Annotated in this window: 13 protein-coding genes and 1 riboswitch; of the genes, 7 read left to right on the top strand and 6 right to left on the bottom strand. The window is 69.8% G+C overall.

Features of this window, described 5'->3' with window-relative positions; genetic code table 11:
- Nucleotides 1-49: 49 nt before the first annotated feature.
- Nucleotides 50-3,937, bottom strand: coding sequence for a Pls/PosA family non-ribosomal peptide synthetase (locus tag MUG78_RS04665; protein ID WP_246992648.1), 3,888 nt, complete (start codon nucleotides 3,935-3,937; stop codon nucleotides 50-52).
- A gap of 142 nt (nucleotides 3,938-4,079) precedes the next feature.
- Here MUG78_RS04665 and fgd point away from each other — a divergent pair, with 142 nt between their 5' ends.
- Nucleotides 4,080-5,105 carry a glucose-6-phosphate dehydrogenase (coenzyme-F420) gene (gene fgd / locus MUG78_RS04660; RefSeq protein WP_246992646.1) on the top strand — a complete coding sequence of 342 codons (1,026 nt, stop codon included), beginning with the start codon at nucleotides 4,080-4,082 and terminating at the stop codon, nucleotides 5,103-5,105.
- 7 nt (nucleotides 5,106-5,112) lie between these two features.
- Here fgd and MUG78_RS04655 read toward each other — a convergent pair whose 3' ends face one another.
- Nucleotides 5,113-5,604 (bottom strand): hypothetical protein, encoded by a 492-nt coding sequence (locus MUG78_RS04655; protein WP_246992644.1) that lies wholly within the window; start codon nucleotides 5,602-5,604, stop codon nucleotides 5,113-5,115.
- Between the two features lie 246 nt (nucleotides 5,605-5,850).
- On the opposite strand from MUG78_RS04655, the gene MUG78_RS04650 reads away from it, so the two are divergent.
- The 6 genes from MUG78_RS04650 to MUG78_RS04625 all read left to right on the top strand — a co-directional run bounded on the left by MUG78_RS04650 (nucleotide 5,851) and on the right by MUG78_RS04625 (nucleotide 13,143).
- A complete protein-coding gene (locus MUG78_RS04650) occupies nucleotides 5,851-7,086 on the top strand; it encodes an alpha/beta hydrolase family protein (RefSeq protein ID WP_246992642.1) in 1,236 nt (411 codons plus the stop codon).
- A 219-nt stretch (nucleotides 7,087-7,305) separates the two neighbouring features.
- Nucleotides 7,306-8,019: an ATP-binding cassette domain-containing protein gene (locus tag MUG78_RS04645; protein WP_246996826.1), complete on the top strand. Its 714-nt coding sequence runs from the start codon at nucleotides 7,306-7,308 to the stop codon at nucleotides 8,017-8,019.
- Nucleotides 8,020-8,021: 2 nt separating this feature from the next.
- Complete coding sequence (locus MUG78_RS04640; RefSeq protein WP_246996823.1) at nucleotides 8,022-9,902, top strand: YhgE/Pip domain-containing protein; 1,881 nt, start codon at nucleotides 8,022-8,024, stop codon at nucleotides 9,900-9,902.
- A 55-nt stretch (nucleotides 9,903-9,957) separates the two neighbouring features.
- The gene (gene gad, locus MUG78_RS04635) at nucleotides 9,958-11,328 is read left to right on the top strand and encodes a glutamate decarboxylase (protein ID WP_246992640.1); all 1,371 of its coding nucleotides are present in this window, start codon (nucleotides 9,958-9,960) and stop codon (nucleotides 11,326-11,328) included.
- 83 nt (nucleotides 11,329-11,411) lie between these two features.
- A complete protein-coding gene (locus MUG78_RS04630) occupies nucleotides 11,412-12,101 on the top strand; it encodes a hypothetical protein (RefSeq protein WP_246992638.1) in 690 nt (229 codons plus the stop codon).
- On the top strand, nucleotides 12,079-13,143 hold the full coding sequence (locus MUG78_RS04625) for a helix-turn-helix transcriptional regulator (RefSeq protein ID WP_246992636.1): 1,065 nt from the start codon (nucleotides 12,079-12,081) through the stop codon (nucleotides 13,141-13,143). The genes MUG78_RS04630 and MUG78_RS04625 overlap by 23 nt, the downstream gene beginning before the upstream one ends.
- On the opposite strand, the gene thiD is transcribed toward MUG78_RS04625, so the two are convergent.
- The 4 genes from thiD to MUG78_RS04605 all read right to left on the bottom strand — a co-directional run bounded on the left by thiD (nucleotide 13,103) and on the right by MUG78_RS04605 (nucleotide 16,835).
- The gene (gene thiD, locus MUG78_RS04620) at nucleotides 13,103-13,990 is read right to left on the bottom strand and encodes a bifunctional hydroxymethylpyrimidine kinase/phosphomethylpyrimidine kinase (protein WP_372493119.1); all 888 of its coding nucleotides are present in this window, start codon (nucleotides 13,988-13,990) and stop codon (nucleotides 13,103-13,105) included. The genes MUG78_RS04625 and thiD overlap by 41 nt on opposite strands.
- A complete protein-coding gene (gene thiC, locus MUG78_RS04615; RefSeq protein ID WP_281499786.1) occupies nucleotides 13,987-15,573 on the bottom strand; it encodes a phosphomethylpyrimidine synthase ThiC in 1,587 nt (528 codons plus the stop codon). The genes thiD and thiC overlap by 4 nt, the downstream gene beginning before the upstream one ends.
- Nucleotides 15,563-15,676: riboswitch (TPP riboswitch) on the bottom strand. Its footprint overlaps the gene before it by 11 nt.
- A gap of 12 nt (nucleotides 15,677-15,688) precedes the next feature.
- A complete protein-coding gene (locus tag MUG78_RS04610; protein WP_246992634.1) occupies nucleotides 15,689-16,438 on the bottom strand; it encodes a siderophore-interacting protein in 750 nt (249 codons plus the stop codon).
- Between the two features lie 52 nt (nucleotides 16,439-16,490).
- Nucleotides 16,491-16,835, bottom strand: a complete 345-nt coding sequence (locus MUG78_RS04605; protein ID WP_246992632.1) for a GNAT family N-acetyltransferase — start codon at nucleotides 16,833-16,835, stop codon at nucleotides 16,491-16,493.
- Nucleotides 16,836-16,953: the final 118 nt, after the last annotated feature.

The raw sequence follows: 16,953 nt of genomic DNA, 5'->3' as shown, positions 1-16,953 counted from the left end.
CCCTACCGGTGGCGGCGGGGAGAGTGGGGTCGGTCGGTGTCCTACCGGGTCACCGCGGCCACGGGGTGATCGGATTGCCCTGCCAGCGGGTGTAGTCGGGCACCTGGTCGCCGCGCATCACCAGCGATCCGGGGCCGACGGTGGCCGCCGCGCCGATCTGCGCGGCGGGGAGCGCGACGCAGTGCGGACCGAGGGTGGCGCCCGGCGCCAGCCGCACCGTGTCGATGGCCATCACCCGGTCGTGGAACAGGTGCGTCTGCACCACGCAGCCGCGCTGCACGTTGGCGCCGTCGCCCAGTTCCACCAGGTCGGCCTCGGGCAGCCAGTACGACTCGCACCAGACACCGCGGCCGATGGAGGCGCCCATGGCGCGCAGCCACCAGTTCAGCACCGGCGTACCGGTGGCGGCGTTGGCGAACCACGGCGCGGCGACGGTCTCGACGAAGGCGTCGGACAGTTCGTTGCGCCAGATGAACGAGCTCCACAGCGGGTGGCGGCCCGCACGTACCCGCCCGATGACCAGCCACTTCGCGGCGGCCGCGACGATCCCGGCGACGATCCCGGCGGTGAGCAGGATCAGGCCGCTCACCGCGGTGGCGACCGCGGCGTCGGTGGTGGTGGCCACGCTCTGCAGAGCGAGCAGCACGCCGACGCCGATGACGAAGCTCACCCACACGGCGACCAGGCGGAGCGTCTCGACCGCCGCGCGCGCCAGGCGCAGCTTGGTCGGCGGCGCGAAGGTGCGGGTGTCGTCCTCCTCGCCCGCGGTACGACGCAGCCGCTGCGGCGGACTGCCCAGCCAGCTGGAACCGGACTTGGCCTTCTCCGGCGCCGCCGACAGTACCGCGACCAGGCCGCCCTTGGGGACCTTGCGGGCGGGCGCCACCATGCCGGAGTTGCCGAGGAAGGCGCGCTTACCGACCCGGGCCTGGCCGATCCGCATCCAGCCGCCGCCCAGCTCGTAGGAGGCGACCATGGTGTCGTCGGCAAGGAACGAGTCGTCGCCCACCACGGTGAACTTGGGGACCACCAGGGCGGTGGAGATCTCGGTGCCCTTACCGATGCGGGCGCCCAGCGCCCGGAACCACCAGGGCGTCAGCAGACTGGCGTACAGCGGGAACAGGTAGGTGCGGGCCGAGTCCATCACGCGCTCGGTGAGCCACATCTGCCAGCCGACGCGGCTGCGGACCTGGTACCAACCGGGTTTCAGACCGATCGACGCTAGGCGCACCACGACCAGCGTGGCCAGGGCGAACGCGGCGAGCGCGGCGAGCATGCCGGCCGGGGTCAGGGCCAGCGCCCGCAGCAGCACCGACGTCATCTCGTCGGCCGACAGCGCCCACGAGAACGTCACGATCAGGCCGACGGCGAGCGCGAACAGCGGGATCCCGGCGATCAGCAGCGCGCTGAGCGCGTAGATCGGCACCCAGTAGCGGCGCGGCGCCGGGGCCTCGGTGGGCCAGTGCCCCTTGGCCTTGCCGATCTTGGTGGCCGGTGAGCCCGCCCACCGCTGCCGGGCCTTCACCTTGTGCAGGACCGTCGAACCCGGGTCGACGATCGCGTCGCGGCCGATCACCGCGTCGGGCAGCAGCGTGGAGCGCGCGCCGACGGTGGCGCCGTCGCGGATCTCGATGGCGCCGATGTGCAGAACGTCGCCGTCGAGCCACCAGCCGGACAGGTCCACCTCGGGTTCGATCGCGGCGCCGTCGCCGACGGTCAGCAGACCGGTCACCGGCGGCAGGGTGTGCAGGTCGACGCCCTTGCCGAGGGTCGCGCCGAGCGCCCGCGCGAGGGTCGGCATCCACGGCGCGCCGGCCATGTTGTGCGCACCGCTGGCCACCATCAGGCGTTCGGCGATCCACAGCCGTACGTGCACCGAACCGCCGCGCGGATGGTCCCCGGCGACGACGCCGTGCAGCAGCAGGCGCGCGCCGGTGGCCGCGATGACCACCCGGCCCATCGGCGTCACGAAGATCAGGAAGGAGACCAGCAGCACCCACCAGTTCACCGAGACCAGCCAGCTCGCGTGGTAGCCGAGCGCATCGGCGACGGCCCGACCGGCGTTGTTGGCCACGCCCAGCCAGGTCATCCAGGCGAAGCCGGTCAGGGTGGCCAGCGGGAGGGCGGCCACCAGCTGGATCAGCCCGGTGCTCGCCGGGATCGGCGCCACCTCGCGCGGGGGTGCGGCGTCGACCGGCGCCAACGAGTCGAGGAGTTCGGCGAGCGACCCGAGCCGCGGATAGTCGTACAGGGCGGCGACGGTGATCTCCGGGTACCGCGATCGCAGCGCGCTGACCAGCTGGGCCGCCGACAGCGACCCGCCGCCCTCGGCGAAGAAGTCGGCGTCGACGTGCTGCACCGGCATGCCGAGCACCTCGGTCCACTGTTCGGCCAGCCAGGCCTGCGTGGGCGTCAGGTCGTCGGCGGGGCGATCGGTGCCGCCGTCGGCGGCCCCGGGCACCGGCCACGGCAGCTTGTCGCGGTCCACCTTGCCGGAGGTGCGGGTGGGCAGCTCGTCGAGCAGCACCAGGCGCGGCACCATGGCGGCAGGCAGCTCCTCGCGCAGCCGGGCGCTCGCCGCGGTCAGGTCGAAGGCCGAATCGGTGGAGGCCAGGTAGCCCACCAGGAGGTCGTGTCCGGCCGGGTTCTTGCGGACCGCGCAGGCGCCGCCGCTCACCCCGGGCAGATTCTGCAGCGCGTTGTCGATCTCGCCGAGCTCGATGCGGCGGCCACCGATCTTCACCTGGTCGTCGGCGCGACCGACGAACAGCAGCCCGGCCAGGTCGAGGCGGACCAGGTCGCCGCTGCGGTAGGCGCGTTCCCAGCCGAGCGTCTCCATCGGCGCGTACTTCTCGGCGTCCTTGGCCGGATCGAGATAGCGGGCCAAGCCGACGCCGCCGATCACCAGTTCGCCCACCTCGCCGACCGCCACCGGCTGCCCGGCGGCGTCGACGACCGCCAGGTCCCAGCCCATCAGCGGGAGTCCGATACGCACCGGTTGGTCCCGGTACATCTGGGCGGCCGAGGCCACCACGGTCGCCTCGGTGGGGCCGTAGGTGTTCCACACTTCGCGGTCGCCGGTGGCCAGCCGGTCGGCCAGCTCCGGCGGGCACGCTTCGCCGCCGAAGATCAGCAGGCGCACCGCTTCCAGCGCCTCGGCCGGCCACAGTGCCGCCAGCGTCGGAACGGTGGAGACGACGTTGACGTCGCGCATCACCAGCCACGGACCCAGGTCCATGCCGCTGCGCACCAGGGCGCGCGGCGCGGGCACCAGGCACGCGCCGTGCCGCCACGCGAGCCACATCTCCTCGCAGGACGCGTCGAAGGCCACCGACAATCCGGCCAGCACCCGGTCGCCCGGACCGAGCGGAGCGTCCTGCAGGAACAGTCCGGCTTCGGCGTCGACGAAGGCGGCGGCGTTGCGGTGGGTCACCGCCACGCCCTTCGGCGTACCGGTGGAGCCGGAGGTGAAGATGATCCAGGCGTCGTCGGTGAGGCCGACGGGGGAGTGTTCGAGTGCTTCGTCGGACGCCGCGGCGCGGTGCCGCCCGCCCTGCGGATGAATGCCGTCGGCGTCGATCAGGGCGTCGATCTCGGCCTCGCCGAAGACGAGTTCGGCGCGCTCGTCGGGGTCGTCCGCGTCGACGGGGACATAGGCGGCGCCGGCGTACAGGGTGGCGAGAATCGCGATGTAGAGGTCCCGGTGCCCGGACGGCATCCGGATGCCGATGCGGTCGCCGCGGCCGATGCCGAGGGCGCCGAGTCGACCCGCCAGCCGTCGGGTCACGGCCATCAGTTCGGAGTAGGTCAGCGGCTGGTCGCCGTCGTCGACGGCCGGTGCATCCGGGTGCGCGGCGGCGGTGGCGAGCAGGATGTCGATCAGGGTGCGCGGCGGCGCTGCTTGGTTGGCGCGCAAGTACTCCACGGGAATCGGCACGCGTTGATTGTGCACCAGTTAGGGTGCTGCGTCTCGGCTTCACTCCCGCGTACGTAAGGTGGCTCACACGGGGCCATCGCTCGGATGTCACCCGCGTTGGGACGTGACGCCCACCTGCGCGTCGTCGTTGGAAAGGAACCTGATGGCAGCGGAACTCAAGCTCGGTCTCAAGGCGTCGGCGGAGCAGTTCGGCCCGCGCGAGCTCGTCGAGATCAGCGTCGCGGCGGAGGAATTCGGCCTCGATTCGGTGACGGTCAGCGACCACTTCCAGCCGTGGCGGCACAACGGCGGTCATGCGCCGTTCTCGCTCGGCTGGCTGGCCGCGGTGGGCGAGCGCACCGAACGGCTGCAGATGGGCACCTCGGTGCTGACGCCGACGTTCCGCTACAACCCTGCGGTCATCGCGCAGGCCTTCGCGACCTTCGGCTGCCTCTACCCGGGGCGCGTGATGCTCGGCGTGGGCACCGGCGAGGCGCTCAACGAGTACGCGACCGGCTTCACCGGCGACTGGCCCGAGTTCAAGGAGCGCTTCGCGCGGCTGCGCGAGGCGGTGCGCCTGATGCGGGAACTGTGGACCGGCGACGAAGTGAACTTCGAGGGCGACTACTACCGCACGCAGGGCGCCTACATGTACGACGTGCCCGCCGAACCGATCCCGGTGTACATCGCCGCGGGCGGACCGGTGGTGGCGCGCTACGCCGGCCGCGCGGGCGACGGCTTCATCTGCACCTCCGGCAAGGGCATGGACCTCTACACCGAGAAGCTGATCCCCGCGGTGCGCGAGGGCGCGGCCAAGGCCGAGCGGAACTTCGCCGACATCGACCGGATGATCGAGATCAAGATCTCCTACGACCCCGATCCCGCGGTGGCGCTGGAGAACACCCGCTTCTGGGCACCGCTGTCGTTGACGCCGGAGCAGAAGCACTCGGTGAACTCATCGGTGGAGATGGAGCGGCTGGCCGACGAACTGCCCATCGAGCAGGTCGCCAAGCGCTGGATCGTCGCCTCCACCCCGGAGCAGGCGATCGCGCAGATCAAGCCGTACCTGGACGCCGGCCTCAACCACTTGGTCTTCCACAACCCGGGCGCCGACCAGCGCCGCTTCCTGGAGGCGTTCACCGCCGAGGTGGTGCCGGAACTCCGCAGCCTCGACGTGGTGACCAGCTAGCTATCGGTCAGGGGGTGCCCGCCGACGGCGACGGCGTGAAAACCGTCGTCGTCGATGTGCTGGTCCTCGTGACGGTCTCGGTCTCGGTCCGGACCTGAGTCTCGCGCTCGGTCTCGGTCCGGGTCGCGGTCTGCGCCTCGCCGGTGACCGTCGCGGTCTTGGTGCTGGTCTTGGTGCTGGTGACCGCGGCGCCCTCGGTCTCGTACGTCTCGGTGACGGTCGTGGTGGTCGGCGCCGCGTCGTCGCCGCGGTTCTGTCCCAGCAGGAAGAAACCGATGATCACCACGGCGGCCGCGGCCAGCGCGAGGGCGGCGATGGCCTGCCATCGGCGGGCGGCGGTGGCCGAGGCGGCCACCAGCGCGGTGGTCTCCGCGTCCGTCGGCGCGACCGGCGCCGGACCGTAGTTCACGGTGGGCTCCGCGTGCTGGTGGTACGGAGCTTGCTGGCCGCCGGTGCTCTGCGGGTCGCTCGGCTGCTCGGGCGGCGGGGGCGTGGTCACGGCGGAACTCCTGACACCTCCGGCGGCAGGCCGGACGGTTCGTGGTCGATTCGCTCCACGGTACAACGACGGTTCTGGAGGAGAAGATCCCGCGGTGGGGAGATTCCGCAGGGAGCGATCGCGCTTCGGCCGCGCCCCGGTCGGAATGGGCGAATTGTGCCGCGGCGACGCAGATCAGCGACAGAACGGGGCTGAACGAGTCCCGTCGTGCGGGGAAATGCCGCGTGGCTGCCTAGGTTGGACGGCATGAGAGCCACCCCCTCGTTCCGCCGTCGCGGACTCGCGTTGCTGTCCGCCGCGGCGATCGCGCTGCCCCTGACCACCGCCGTCGCGACCCCGGCCCGAGCCGACGACGTCGTGTCCATCGGCATCCCCGACTGGTCCGGCTTGAACGTGACCGACTACGCGGGACCGATCCCGGCCAAGGCCGGCACCCTCATGGCGCAGGTGCCGTTGTCGCCGTCGTTGACGCTGCCCGCGGCGAGCACCGCCTACCGCGTGCAGTTCTCCAGCGAGAACCAGCACGGCAAGATGGCGACCAGCACCGGTGCGGTGTTCCTGCCGAAGGGCAAGGCGCCCAAGGGCGGCTGGCCGGTGATCTCGTGGGCGCACGGCACCGTCGGCATGGACGACGAGTGCACGCCGTCCGCGCACCCGCGGTCCGAACGCGACGTCACCTACCTGGGCCATTGGCTCGACCAGGGCTACGCCGTGGTCGCCGCCGACTACGTGGGTCTGGGCACCCCGGGCGTGATGGCCTACCTCAACGGCAAGACCGCGGCGCACTCGATCGTCGACATCACCGTCGCCGCGCAGCAACTGCAACTGCCCGCCGACGCCCGGCTGGCCAAGCGGTGGGCCATCATCGGTCAGTCGCAGGGTGCCGCCGCCGCGCTCAACGGCGCCCGCTACGCCACCGAGTTCAGCCGGGGGCGCGGCCTGGACTACCGAGGCGTGGTGGCCACCGGCATCCCCGCGAACCTGGAGAACCTCTACCAGCTGATGGGCCCGGCCGTGCCGCCGGTGGCGCTGCCGGGCAGCCTCAACGCCTACACCGCCTACATCCTGGCCGGTCTGAACAACACCCGTCCCGACCTGAAGCTGACCCGGGTGATGACCCCGATCGGCAAGAAGCGGCTGACTCAGGGACTGTCCACCTGCTATCCGATCCTGAAGAAGGAGCTGGCCGGCGACGACGTGAAGACGTGGTTCAATGCTCCGCTGATGTCGATCCCTGGTCTGTCGACGGCGATGCGCCAGTACATGCTGACGCCGTACCGCGGCTACGACCGGCCGATCTTCCTGGGCCAGGGGCTGCGCGACGTGGACGTCCCGGCGCCGTCGGCACTGTCCCTGTACGCGCAGATGAAGGCCAACAACCAGCCGGTCACCCTGCACCTCTACCCGGACGACGACCATTCCAGCGCGGTGCTGGCCTCGATGCCGGACTCGACGCCGTGGCTGGCGCGGATCCTGCGGTAGTTGCTCGGGCGACGTAGGGTGACTGCGCGGCAGTTAGTGCCGCAGTCGGGTGATTCTGCGCCAAGAGGGGCGCCCGCTGCGCGATAGTGCCGGAATTGTCCGTGGTGAGCCGATATGTTGTTGGCGGAAGGCCGTGTGCGATCGACCGCGCGCGGATGTAGGCAAGGAGTTAAGCAGCTGATGTCGACCGACCCTGACCGGGCCCCGGACACGACCCCCATGACCCTGTCGGCCGGCGACGTACTGTTGCAGGCCGACGGCATCGGCGTCAACGCCTCCTGGGGGCACATCTACGGCCCGGTGGACCTGCGCGTCCGCCGCGGCGGCGTCACGGTCCTCGTCGGGTCGGGCGGCCGCGGCCGCACCGCGCTGCTGCTGACGCTCGCCGGCCGCATGAAGCCGAGCGAGGGGTCCCTGACCGCCTTCGGCGCGATGAACAAGGCGCAGCTGCTGTTCAGCAACGCCGCCCTCGGTTTCATCGAGGAGGTCGACGGCATCGGCCAGACCATCCGGGTGCGCGACGTGCTCACCGAACAGCTGCGGTGGCAGGCGCCCTGGTACAAGTTCGTCGGCGTCGGCAACGAGGACGACCTGGAACGGCTGTGCCGCCCGGTCTTCGGGCCGCTGACGCTGCCGTCGCTGGACGCCTTCGTGGAGGAGCTTCCGGAGCTGACGTCGGCGCTGCTGCGCGTGGCGATGGCCAATCTCCGTAAGCCACCGCTGCTGGTGGTCGGCGGCATCGACAACATGACGCGCACCCGGAGTACCGAACAGTTCCTGGACCGACTCATCGACCTGGGGCGGGAACAGACCGTCATCACCGCCGACGTGAACGGTGTGGTGCCGCGCGCCGGCATCACCGACGTCGTGGAGGTCGCCAATCTGACGGACAACGAATTCGTCTGGCTCGAACGCGAGGATGCCAACCAGTGAAGATGCTTGCGGCTTTCTCCCCGGGCAGCGACTTCAAGCGGTACTACCGCGGTCGCATGCCGCGCCTGGCGCTCATCGTCATCATCCTGATGCCGCTGATGTACGGCGCGCTCTACCTGTGGGCGTTCTGGAATCCGTTCAACGAGGTCAACAAGCTCCCGGTGGCGCTGGTCAACGCCGACCGCGGGGCCACCGTCGAGGGCACCAAGCTCGAGGCCGGCAAACAGGTCGTCGAAGGCTTGGTCGAGTCCAAGCAGCTCGACCTGCACGTCCTGTCGCAGGAGGAAGCGGCCAAGGGGGTGGCCAGCGGCAAGTACTACTTCTCGATCACGCTGCCCGAGAACTTCAGTGAGAGCCTGGCGTCCCCGATGAGCGGGAACGCCAAGTCGGCGGATCTGATCTTCACCTACAACGACGCCAACAACTACTTGGCGACGATCATCGGTCAGGACGCGGCCGGCGAGGTGGTCAACATGGTCGGCGCCCAGGTGGGCGCGCAGACCTTCGACGTGGTCTTCTCCACCGTCGACCCGATGCTGGGGCAGATCACGCAGGCCGCCGACGGCGCCGAGGAACTGGCCGCCGGTCTGGTCACCGCCAAGAGCGGTGCCGACGAGCTCAACAGCGGCGTCCAGGAACTCTCCAGCGGTGTCATGGCCGCCACCGACCCGCTGTTGGCCGCGGCGCAGCAGCACGACCAGGGCGGCCCGAGTGCCGCCGAGGTCAACGCGACCGCCGACCGCCTCGGCAAGAACATCGGCGGCCTCAGCGATCGTCTCGGTACGGTCGCGAACTCGCAGTCGCAGGCCTACCAGGCGGTGTCGACGCTGCGCACGCAGCTCGCGGCGCATCCCGATCCCACGGTCCGCGCGATGGCGCAGACCCTGACGCCGGTGCAGAACGTCTTGCGCACCCAGGGCCTCGGCCCGGACGCGCAGGGTGATCTGGCTGCCGTGGAGAACGACTCGGCGCTGCTCGCCGCCCAGCTGAACAACCCGGGCAGCCCGCTGCGGACCGTGCTCACGCTGTTCGAATCCGGCGGCCTGACCGGCGACATCGAGAAGATCCGCGGCGCAGTCACCGAACTGAGCGACGGCACCGCGGAACTGGCGAGCGGTCTCGCCGAGCTCAGCTCCGGCGCGGACGAGCTCGCCGCCGGCCTGGAGAAGGGCGCCGAGGCGCTGCCCAGCTGGACCAAGCAGCAGCAGCAGCAGCTGGCCAAGGTCCTCGGCCAGCCGGTGGTGCTGGAGCAGCGCTACGAGAACCGCGCCGACACCTTCGGCACCGGGTTCGCACCGTTCTTCTTCGGCCTGGCGCTGTTCGTCGGCAGCATCATCGCCTGGATGCTGTTCACACCGCTGCAGTCGCGACCGATCGCCCAGGGGCTGAACTCGTTCCGCGTGGTGCTCGCCTCGTTCGCTCCGACGCTCGCCGTCGGTGCGCTGCAGGCCGCGATCCTGTACCTGGTCACCATGTTCGGCGTCGGCCTCAAGCCGGAGTATCCGTGGGCCACCTACGGCTTCATGGTGCTGATGGTCGCGATGTTCCTCTCGATGATTCAGATGTTCAACGCGCTCTTCGGGGCCGCCGTCGGACGTGTCATCACCCTCGCCTTCCTGATGATCATGCTGACGTCGGCGGGTGGCATCTATCCGGTGCAGACCACGGCCACACCGTTCCAGTACATGCACTGGGTGGATCCGATGACCTACACCGTCAACGGGCTGCGCCAACTGACCGTCGGCGGCGTCGACTCCCGCCTGTGGATCGCCATCGCCGTGCTCGTCGGCCTGACCACCGTGTTCCTCGCGATCTCCACCTGGGCGGCGCATCGGAACCGTCAATACAACATGGATCGCCTCTACCCGCCGGTCGAGGTCTAGCCCGCACCGGCAGCTGTACGTCCCGCAAGTCCCGCTGTAATCGAACGGAGTGACAATGACCGCCACTGATCGCATCGACCTGCCGGTGTTCGCGCAGGCCGGGGAGGCCTCCAGCCTGCCGCGCAACGAGTTCCCGGCCGGGATGCTCGCCCCGTCGACCGCCTACCAGGTGGTCCACGACGAGGCGATGCTCGACGGCAACTCGCGTCTGAACCTGGCCACTTTCGTGACCACGTACATGGACAAGGAGGCCAAGCTCCTCTACGCCCAGACCGTCGACAAGAACATGATCGACAAGGACGAGTACCCGGCCACCGCCGCGATCGAAGAGCGCTGCTGGCGGATGCTCGGCGACCTGTGGAACCTGCCGGATGCGAACGACACCATCGGCACCTCGACGATCGGTTCGTCGGAGGCGTGCATGCTCGGCGGTCTGGCGCTCAAGCGGCACTGGCAGGGCGCGCGCAAGGCGGCCGGCAAGTCCATCGAGAAGCCGAACATCGTGCTCTCCACCGGCGTGCAGGTCTGCTGGGAGAAGTTCTGCAACTACTTCGAGGTGGAGCCCCGCTGGGTGCCGGTCACCGAGGAGCACCTGTTCCTGGACGGCTTCGAACTAGAGAAGTACGTCGACGAGAACACCATCGGCGTGGTGGCCATCATGGGCCAGACCTACACCGGCGCCTACGAGCCGGTGAAGGAGATCGCTGCCAAGCTCGACGAGATCCAGGCCGCGAGCGGCTGGGACGTCAAGATCCACGTCGACGGCGCGTCCGGCGCGATGATCGCCCCGTTCTGCCAGCCCGAGCTGGAGTGGGACTTCCGCGTCGAGCGGGTCGCCTCGATCAGCACCTCGGGCCACAAGTTCGGTCTCGTGTACCCGGGCGTCGGCTGGATCGTCTGGCGCAACCAGGAACGTCTGCCCGAGAGCATGATCTTCCACTGCGCCTACCTGGGCGGCGACATGCCGACGCTCGCGCTGAACTTCTCGCGCCCCGGCGCGCAGGTGCTGCTGCAGTACTACCAGTTCCTCCGCCTCGGCCGCGAAGGCTACCGCGCGGTGCAGCAGAACTCGCTCGACGTCGCGCAGTACCTGTCCGGTGAGATCGCGAAGATGGGCCCGTTCGAACTGCTCAGCAAGGGTGACACCATTCCGGTGTTCTGCTGGCGGCTCAAGAAGGACGCCAGCCCCAACTGGACCCTGTACGACCTCGAAGATCGTCTCCGGATGAAGGGCTGGCAGGTGCCTGCGTACCCGCTGGCCGACAACCTCGGCGACGTCAACGTCCAGCGCATCGTGGTCCGCAACGGCCTCAGCCGGGACCTGGCCACCAAGCTGCTCGCCGACATGCAGACCGAGGTCGCCTTCCTCGAGGGCCTCGACGGTCCGATGCCGCACGAGAAGCGGTCGGCAGCCTTCCACCACTAGGCTGCAGTTCACCGAACGTTCGAGGAGTGAGGACGGCGCCGAGGAGGCGTCGTCCTCGCTCTGTTGCGAAGGGATGTCCGTAGATGCGCAATACCGCCGGCCACGTGGGGGTCAGTCGCGTGCTGACGCCGACCCTGGCCAAACAGTGTTGGGGCTTCATCATCGGTTCGGCGCTGTTCGCGCTCGGTTCGGCCCCCGGTTTCGCCAGCGCGGCCGGTGCCACCGCGTCGAACGTCTCCTACTTCGTCGGGGCCTGGTTCTTCACCGCAGCGGCCCTGGTGCAGCTGGTGCGCAGCGGCCCGATGATGACGCCCGTCGACTACGAGCCCGGGCAGATGTTCCGGGCGGAGTGGCTGGCGGGGTCCACCCAGTTCTTCGGCACCCTGCTGTTCAATGTGAGCACCACGGCGGCGCTGATGGCGCACTCTGTCAAGGGTGAGCAGCATCTGGTGTGGAACCCCGACGCGGGCGGTTCCGTCGCATTCCTCCTCAGCGGTGCCTTCGTGATCTTGGCGTTCGTTCGGGCGGGAAACCGGATGTGGTCCCCGCGCCTGGTCGACTTCTGGGCCGGCCACATCAACATGCTCGGCTGTATCGCCTTCGGTGTGTCGGCGGTCGGTTCGTTCGTCTATCGCAGCGGTTCGACGGTCGACGCGGCGCTTGCGAACTGGGGCACCTTCATCGGTGCGCTCTGCTTCCTGATCGCCTCGGCGATCGCGCTGCCCGCGCTGCCGTGGAATCGACGGGCCGATGACGCGGTCGCCGCAGCCTGAACCGTCGTCGAACCCCCCGTCGGGACCGCTGCCCGCCGCCGAGGTCGCGGGGTGGCGCGCCCGGCTGGGGGCGATCGCCGGCGTCGAGGCGCCACCGCCGCCGATCCAGCGGATCGGGGCCGAAGCGATCGACTTCTACGGTGTCTCGGGTGCCTACGACCTCGATCCCCGCGACTTCGAAGTCCAGATGTACCGGATGCCGTTGAGCCTGCTCGACTCCTCGGTGGCGGTCCTGCGCAGTCCGGTGCGGGTCGAGCTGGTCGACGGCGACGAGCGCCTGCGGATGGGCGACAATTTGATGGTCGGCACCTGCCTGAGCCATCCGGCGACCTACGTCGAGCCCGGTGCTCGCGACCATCGCTACCGGCCCGGCGAACTGATTCTGACCGGGAACAGCCCCGCGCACCTGCTGGTGTCCGACGAGCCGGTGGACTCGGTGGGCGTGGTGATGCCGCGCGAACTGCTGGGCAGTAACCGTCGGGCCATCGAGCGGAGTTGGCAGCCGTACGTCTCCGGCAGTCTGCTCGCCCGCGCGACCGCCGCCTTCATCACCAGCTTCGCCGTCTCCACGGCGCTCGGTGTGGAACCGAAGCCGAGCGTGGAGACCGAGGAGGCGGTGATCGACGTGATCGTCTCCGCGCTCGGCGAGCTCAGCGGCACCAGTTCCTCGCTCACCGACAACCCGCTGCTGGTGCGGGAGGCGGTGGTCGACGTGATCGAACGACGCTTCGCCGACGTGGAGTTCGGCGTCGACATGATCGCCGCCGACCTGCATCTGTCGCGGCGGCAGATCTACCGCTACTTCGAGGCTTCCGGGCAGTCGCTGGCCGCACGCATCGCCGAGCGACGGGTCGAAGCCGCCCTGGAGCTGCTGAACGAGCAGCCGCAGACTCCGGTCGGCGCGGTGGCACGGCGCACCGGCTTCGCGTCCGTCGCCACCTTCCGGAACCGGTTCCGCGCACTGGTCGGCATCGGGCCCGCCGAGTACCGCGCGGCGCTGCTCAGTGGGGAACCGGTGCCGACAGTCGCCATAGCGGACTGACCGGGCCGTGGCCCGCGCCGAGCGGGTACGCCGCGGCCAGGCAGCGGGTGACCCAGTCCTTGGCGAAGCCCACGGCATCGGGTACCGAATGCCTGTGCGCGAGGGCCGCGACGGTAGCCGCCGCCAGGGTGTCGCCGGCGCCGTGGTCGTGCGGGGTATCCACCCGCACCGAGTCGTAGCGGCGGAAGTCGACGCCGTCGAACAGCAGGTCGGGGCTGTGCGCGTGCCCGCGCAGGTGACCGCCCTTGACCAGCACCCAGGCCGGCCCGAGGCGGTGCAGTGCCCGCGCCGCCGCCTCCTGGGAGGCCTCGTCGACCACGTCGATGCCGGTGATCAGCCGCACCTCGTCGAGATTGGGGGTCACCAGGGTGGCGCGCGGGAAGAGTCGGTCGACGAGGGCGGACAGCGCCGAGTCGGCCAGCAGGGGGTCGCCGTGCATGGAGGCCGCGACCGGGTCCACCACCAGCGGCGTGGCCGGCGCGGCGCGTCCGATGCCTGCAGCGGCGAAGGCTTCGTCGATCGCGGTGATGATCGGCGCGGAGGCCAGCATGCCGGTCTTGACCGCGGCCACCCCGATGTCGGCGGTCACCGCCGCGATCTGGGCGGCGACCACCTCCGGATCGATGCCCGCGAAACCGCTCACGCCCAGTGAGTTCTGCACGGTCACCGCGGTGACCGCGACGCAGCCGTGCACCCCGGTGAGGGCGAAGGTGCGCAGGTCGGCCTGGATCCCGGCGCCGCCGCCGGAATCGGAGCCGGCGACCGTCAGCACCCGCCGCGGCGTCTGCCCCGGCGGCGGTGGCGGCAGTACGGGGATCTCGGGACTCGCTGGGTTCGCGGGGATCACGGGGCCTCCAGGGTGAGATCGACGGCGGCCGCGCGCACGTCCGCGGAGATCCGCATGGAGCAGAACTTGGGCCCGCACATGGAACAGAAGTGCGCGGTCTTGGCCGGTTCGGCCGGCAGCGTCTCGTCGTGGAACTCGCGGGCGGTGTCCGGATCGAGGGACAGGTTGAACTGGTCGGTCCACCGGAACTCGAAGCGGGCCTTCGACAGCGCGTCGTCGCGCTGCTGGGCGCGCGGATGGCCCTTCGCGAGGTCGGCGGCGTGCGCGGCGATCTTGTAGGCGATCACGCCGGTCTTGACGTCGTCCCGGTTCGGCAGCCCGAGGTGTTCCTTGGGCGTGACGTAACACAGCATCGCGGTGCCGGCCTGGGCGATCATCGCGGCGCCGATGGCCGACGTGATGTGGTCGTAGGCGGGCGCGATGTCGGTGGCCAGCGGGCCGAGCGTGTAGAACGGCGCCTCGTCGCACAACTCCTCCTCCAAGCGCACGTTCTCCACGATCTTGTGCATCGGCACGTGGCCGGGGCCCTCGATCATCACCTGCACGCCGTGGCTCTTGGCGATCGCGGTGAGCTCCCCGAGGGTGCGCAGCTCGGCGAACTGGGCGGCGTCGTTGGCGTCGGCGATGGAGCCGGGGCGCAGGCCGTCGCCGAGGGAGAAGGTGATGTCGTAGCGCGCGAAGATCTCGCACAGCTCGGCGAAATGCGTGTACAGGAACGACTCGGTGCCCTGGGCCATGCACCAGGACGCCATGATCGCGCCGCCGCGGGAGACGATGCCGGTGACGCGCCGGGCGGTCAGCGGGATGTGCGCGCGCAGCACCCCGGCGTGCACGGTCATGTAGTCGACGCCCTGCTCGGCCTGCTCGATCACGGTGTCGCGGTAGAGCTCCCAGGTCAGCGCGGTGGGATCGCCGCCCACCTTCTCCAGGGCCTGGTAGATCGGGACGGTGCCGACCGGCACCGGCGAGTTCCGCACTATCCATTCGCGGGTCAGGTGGATGTCCTTGCCGGTGGACAGATCCATGATGGTGTCGGCGCCCCAGCGGGTGGCCCACACCATCTTCTCCACCTCCTCGGCGATCGACGAGGTGACCGCGGAATTGCCGATGTTGGCGTTGATCTTCACGCCGAAGGCCTTGCCGATGATCATCGGCTCGGACTCGGGGTGGCAGCGGTTGGCCGGGATCACCGCGCGTCCGGCGGCCACCTCGCTGCGCACCAGCTCCACGTCGCAGCCCTCCCGGACGGCGACGAACGCCATCTCGTCGGTGATCACGCCGGCCCGCGCCCACGCGAGTTGGGTGGCGGCGCCGTCGACGGGATCGGGTCGACGCCAGGTCTGGCGGGTCGGCGGCAGCCCGGCGTGCAGGTCGAGGTCCGCGTTCTCGTCGGTGTACGGACCGGAGGTGTCGTACAGGTCGAGGTGCTCGCCGTTGGTCAGGTGGACGCGGCGCTGCGGGATGCGCAGGCCGTGCTGCTCGAGGTAGTGCTTGATGCTGCCCTCGATGGGGCCGCGGGTGACCCCGATGGACGCGGGTGCGGTGGATTCCGCCGGGAAATCGGCATCGACTGAGGTACTCAAGAGAACTCCCTACGCCGGCATTACCCGGACAGGTTCGTACGGTCGGCGACCGCCCGTCGCCCTCTCAGCCCTCGGTATCGCGAGAGCCCCCGTGTGTGCAGTTGTGGCGCTGAGCCTACGCGTACGGCTTGCCGACCTTCCAGTAGGCCATCGCTTTCACGCCCTTGCGGCCCAGCCGGTAGTCGTTCCGCAGGATCCCGGTCACCGCGCGGGTGCTCTTGCTGTCCAACGCCACCCACCCCCGCTGACCTGCGGCATCGAAGGCGCCGGCGCGGACGGTCTCGACCAGCGTGCCGCCGTCGTGCTCGCGTTCGATCCAGTCGATGCGGTCGCCGGGGCGCAGGTGCACCGGCAGGTCGCGGTCGCTCGGATGCTGGTACTCCAACCAGATGTGCGCGGGCGCCGGATCGCCAGCCGCGGCCAGCGCGTCGAGCAGCGAATTGACCGCGGGCAGAGAGGCGGTGTCGGCGGCGATCAGCCACCCCGACGGCGCGGGCTCACCGATCGCGAAGTCGCTGCCCATGACGGTCACCGACAGGGTGTCGCCGGGACGCGCGGTGCGGGCCCAGTCGGCCGCCGTGCCGTCGTGCAGGGCGAACTCGATATCGAAGGTGTCGGTGGCCGGATCCGGGTGCACCAGGGTGTACCCGCGCTGGTGCAACGAGCCGTTCGACGAGAACCAGGCGCGCACCCACATCGTCGGGTGCACGGGAATCCGTGCCAGCAGCCCGCCGCCGGTGAAACTCAATCGCAGATAGTGGTCGGTGACCACCTCGGTGCCGGTCACCGTGATCTCGAAATCGTCGGCGCCCATCAGCTTCATGACGGCGCCCTGCCAGCCGCGGCCCTTGGTCTCGGTGGACATGTATGCACTCCCTCGTCGAATCAACGAGGTAAGCCTAAGCTAAGTGGCGGGGCTACGCGACCGCCGCGGCGGCGGGGTGGGAGTGGAGGTAGTGGCGGGTGAAGCTGCAGATCGGTCGCACGCGCAGGCCGTTCGTGCGCATGAACGCCATGGCCTCGTCGGTCAGTCGGGTCGCCAGGCCGTGTCCGCTGTACTCGTCGTAGAGCACCGTGTGCAGGATGGTGGCGGTGGGTGGGGCGGTTTCGTCGTCGACCGCGTAGCTCAGGACGCCGACCAGGTCGCCGGCTACCCAGAGCTCGAATCGGTCCCGGATCGGGTTGTGTACCACCTCGGAGATCTGCTGCAAGATGGCGCGCGCCGATTGCGGCGGCTTGACGCGGCGATGCCTCAGGTGCATGACTTCCTCCTGTGATATCTCTCACATCAGGTATAGCCCGCCACTGCAGGCATCTCAAGTAACTCCCGTCACAACTGAGTCACGAGTCGGAATAGGTGAGGTTAGACTCACCTAACTT

The organism is Gordonia alkaliphila (assembly GCF_023017165.1).
GTDB lineage: Bacteria > Actinomycetota > Actinomycetes > Mycobacteriales > Mycobacteriaceae > Gordonia > Gordonia alkaliphila.
Note: the sequence above shows the minus strand (reverse complement) of the source record. Positions and strands in the feature narration are given on the sequence as shown.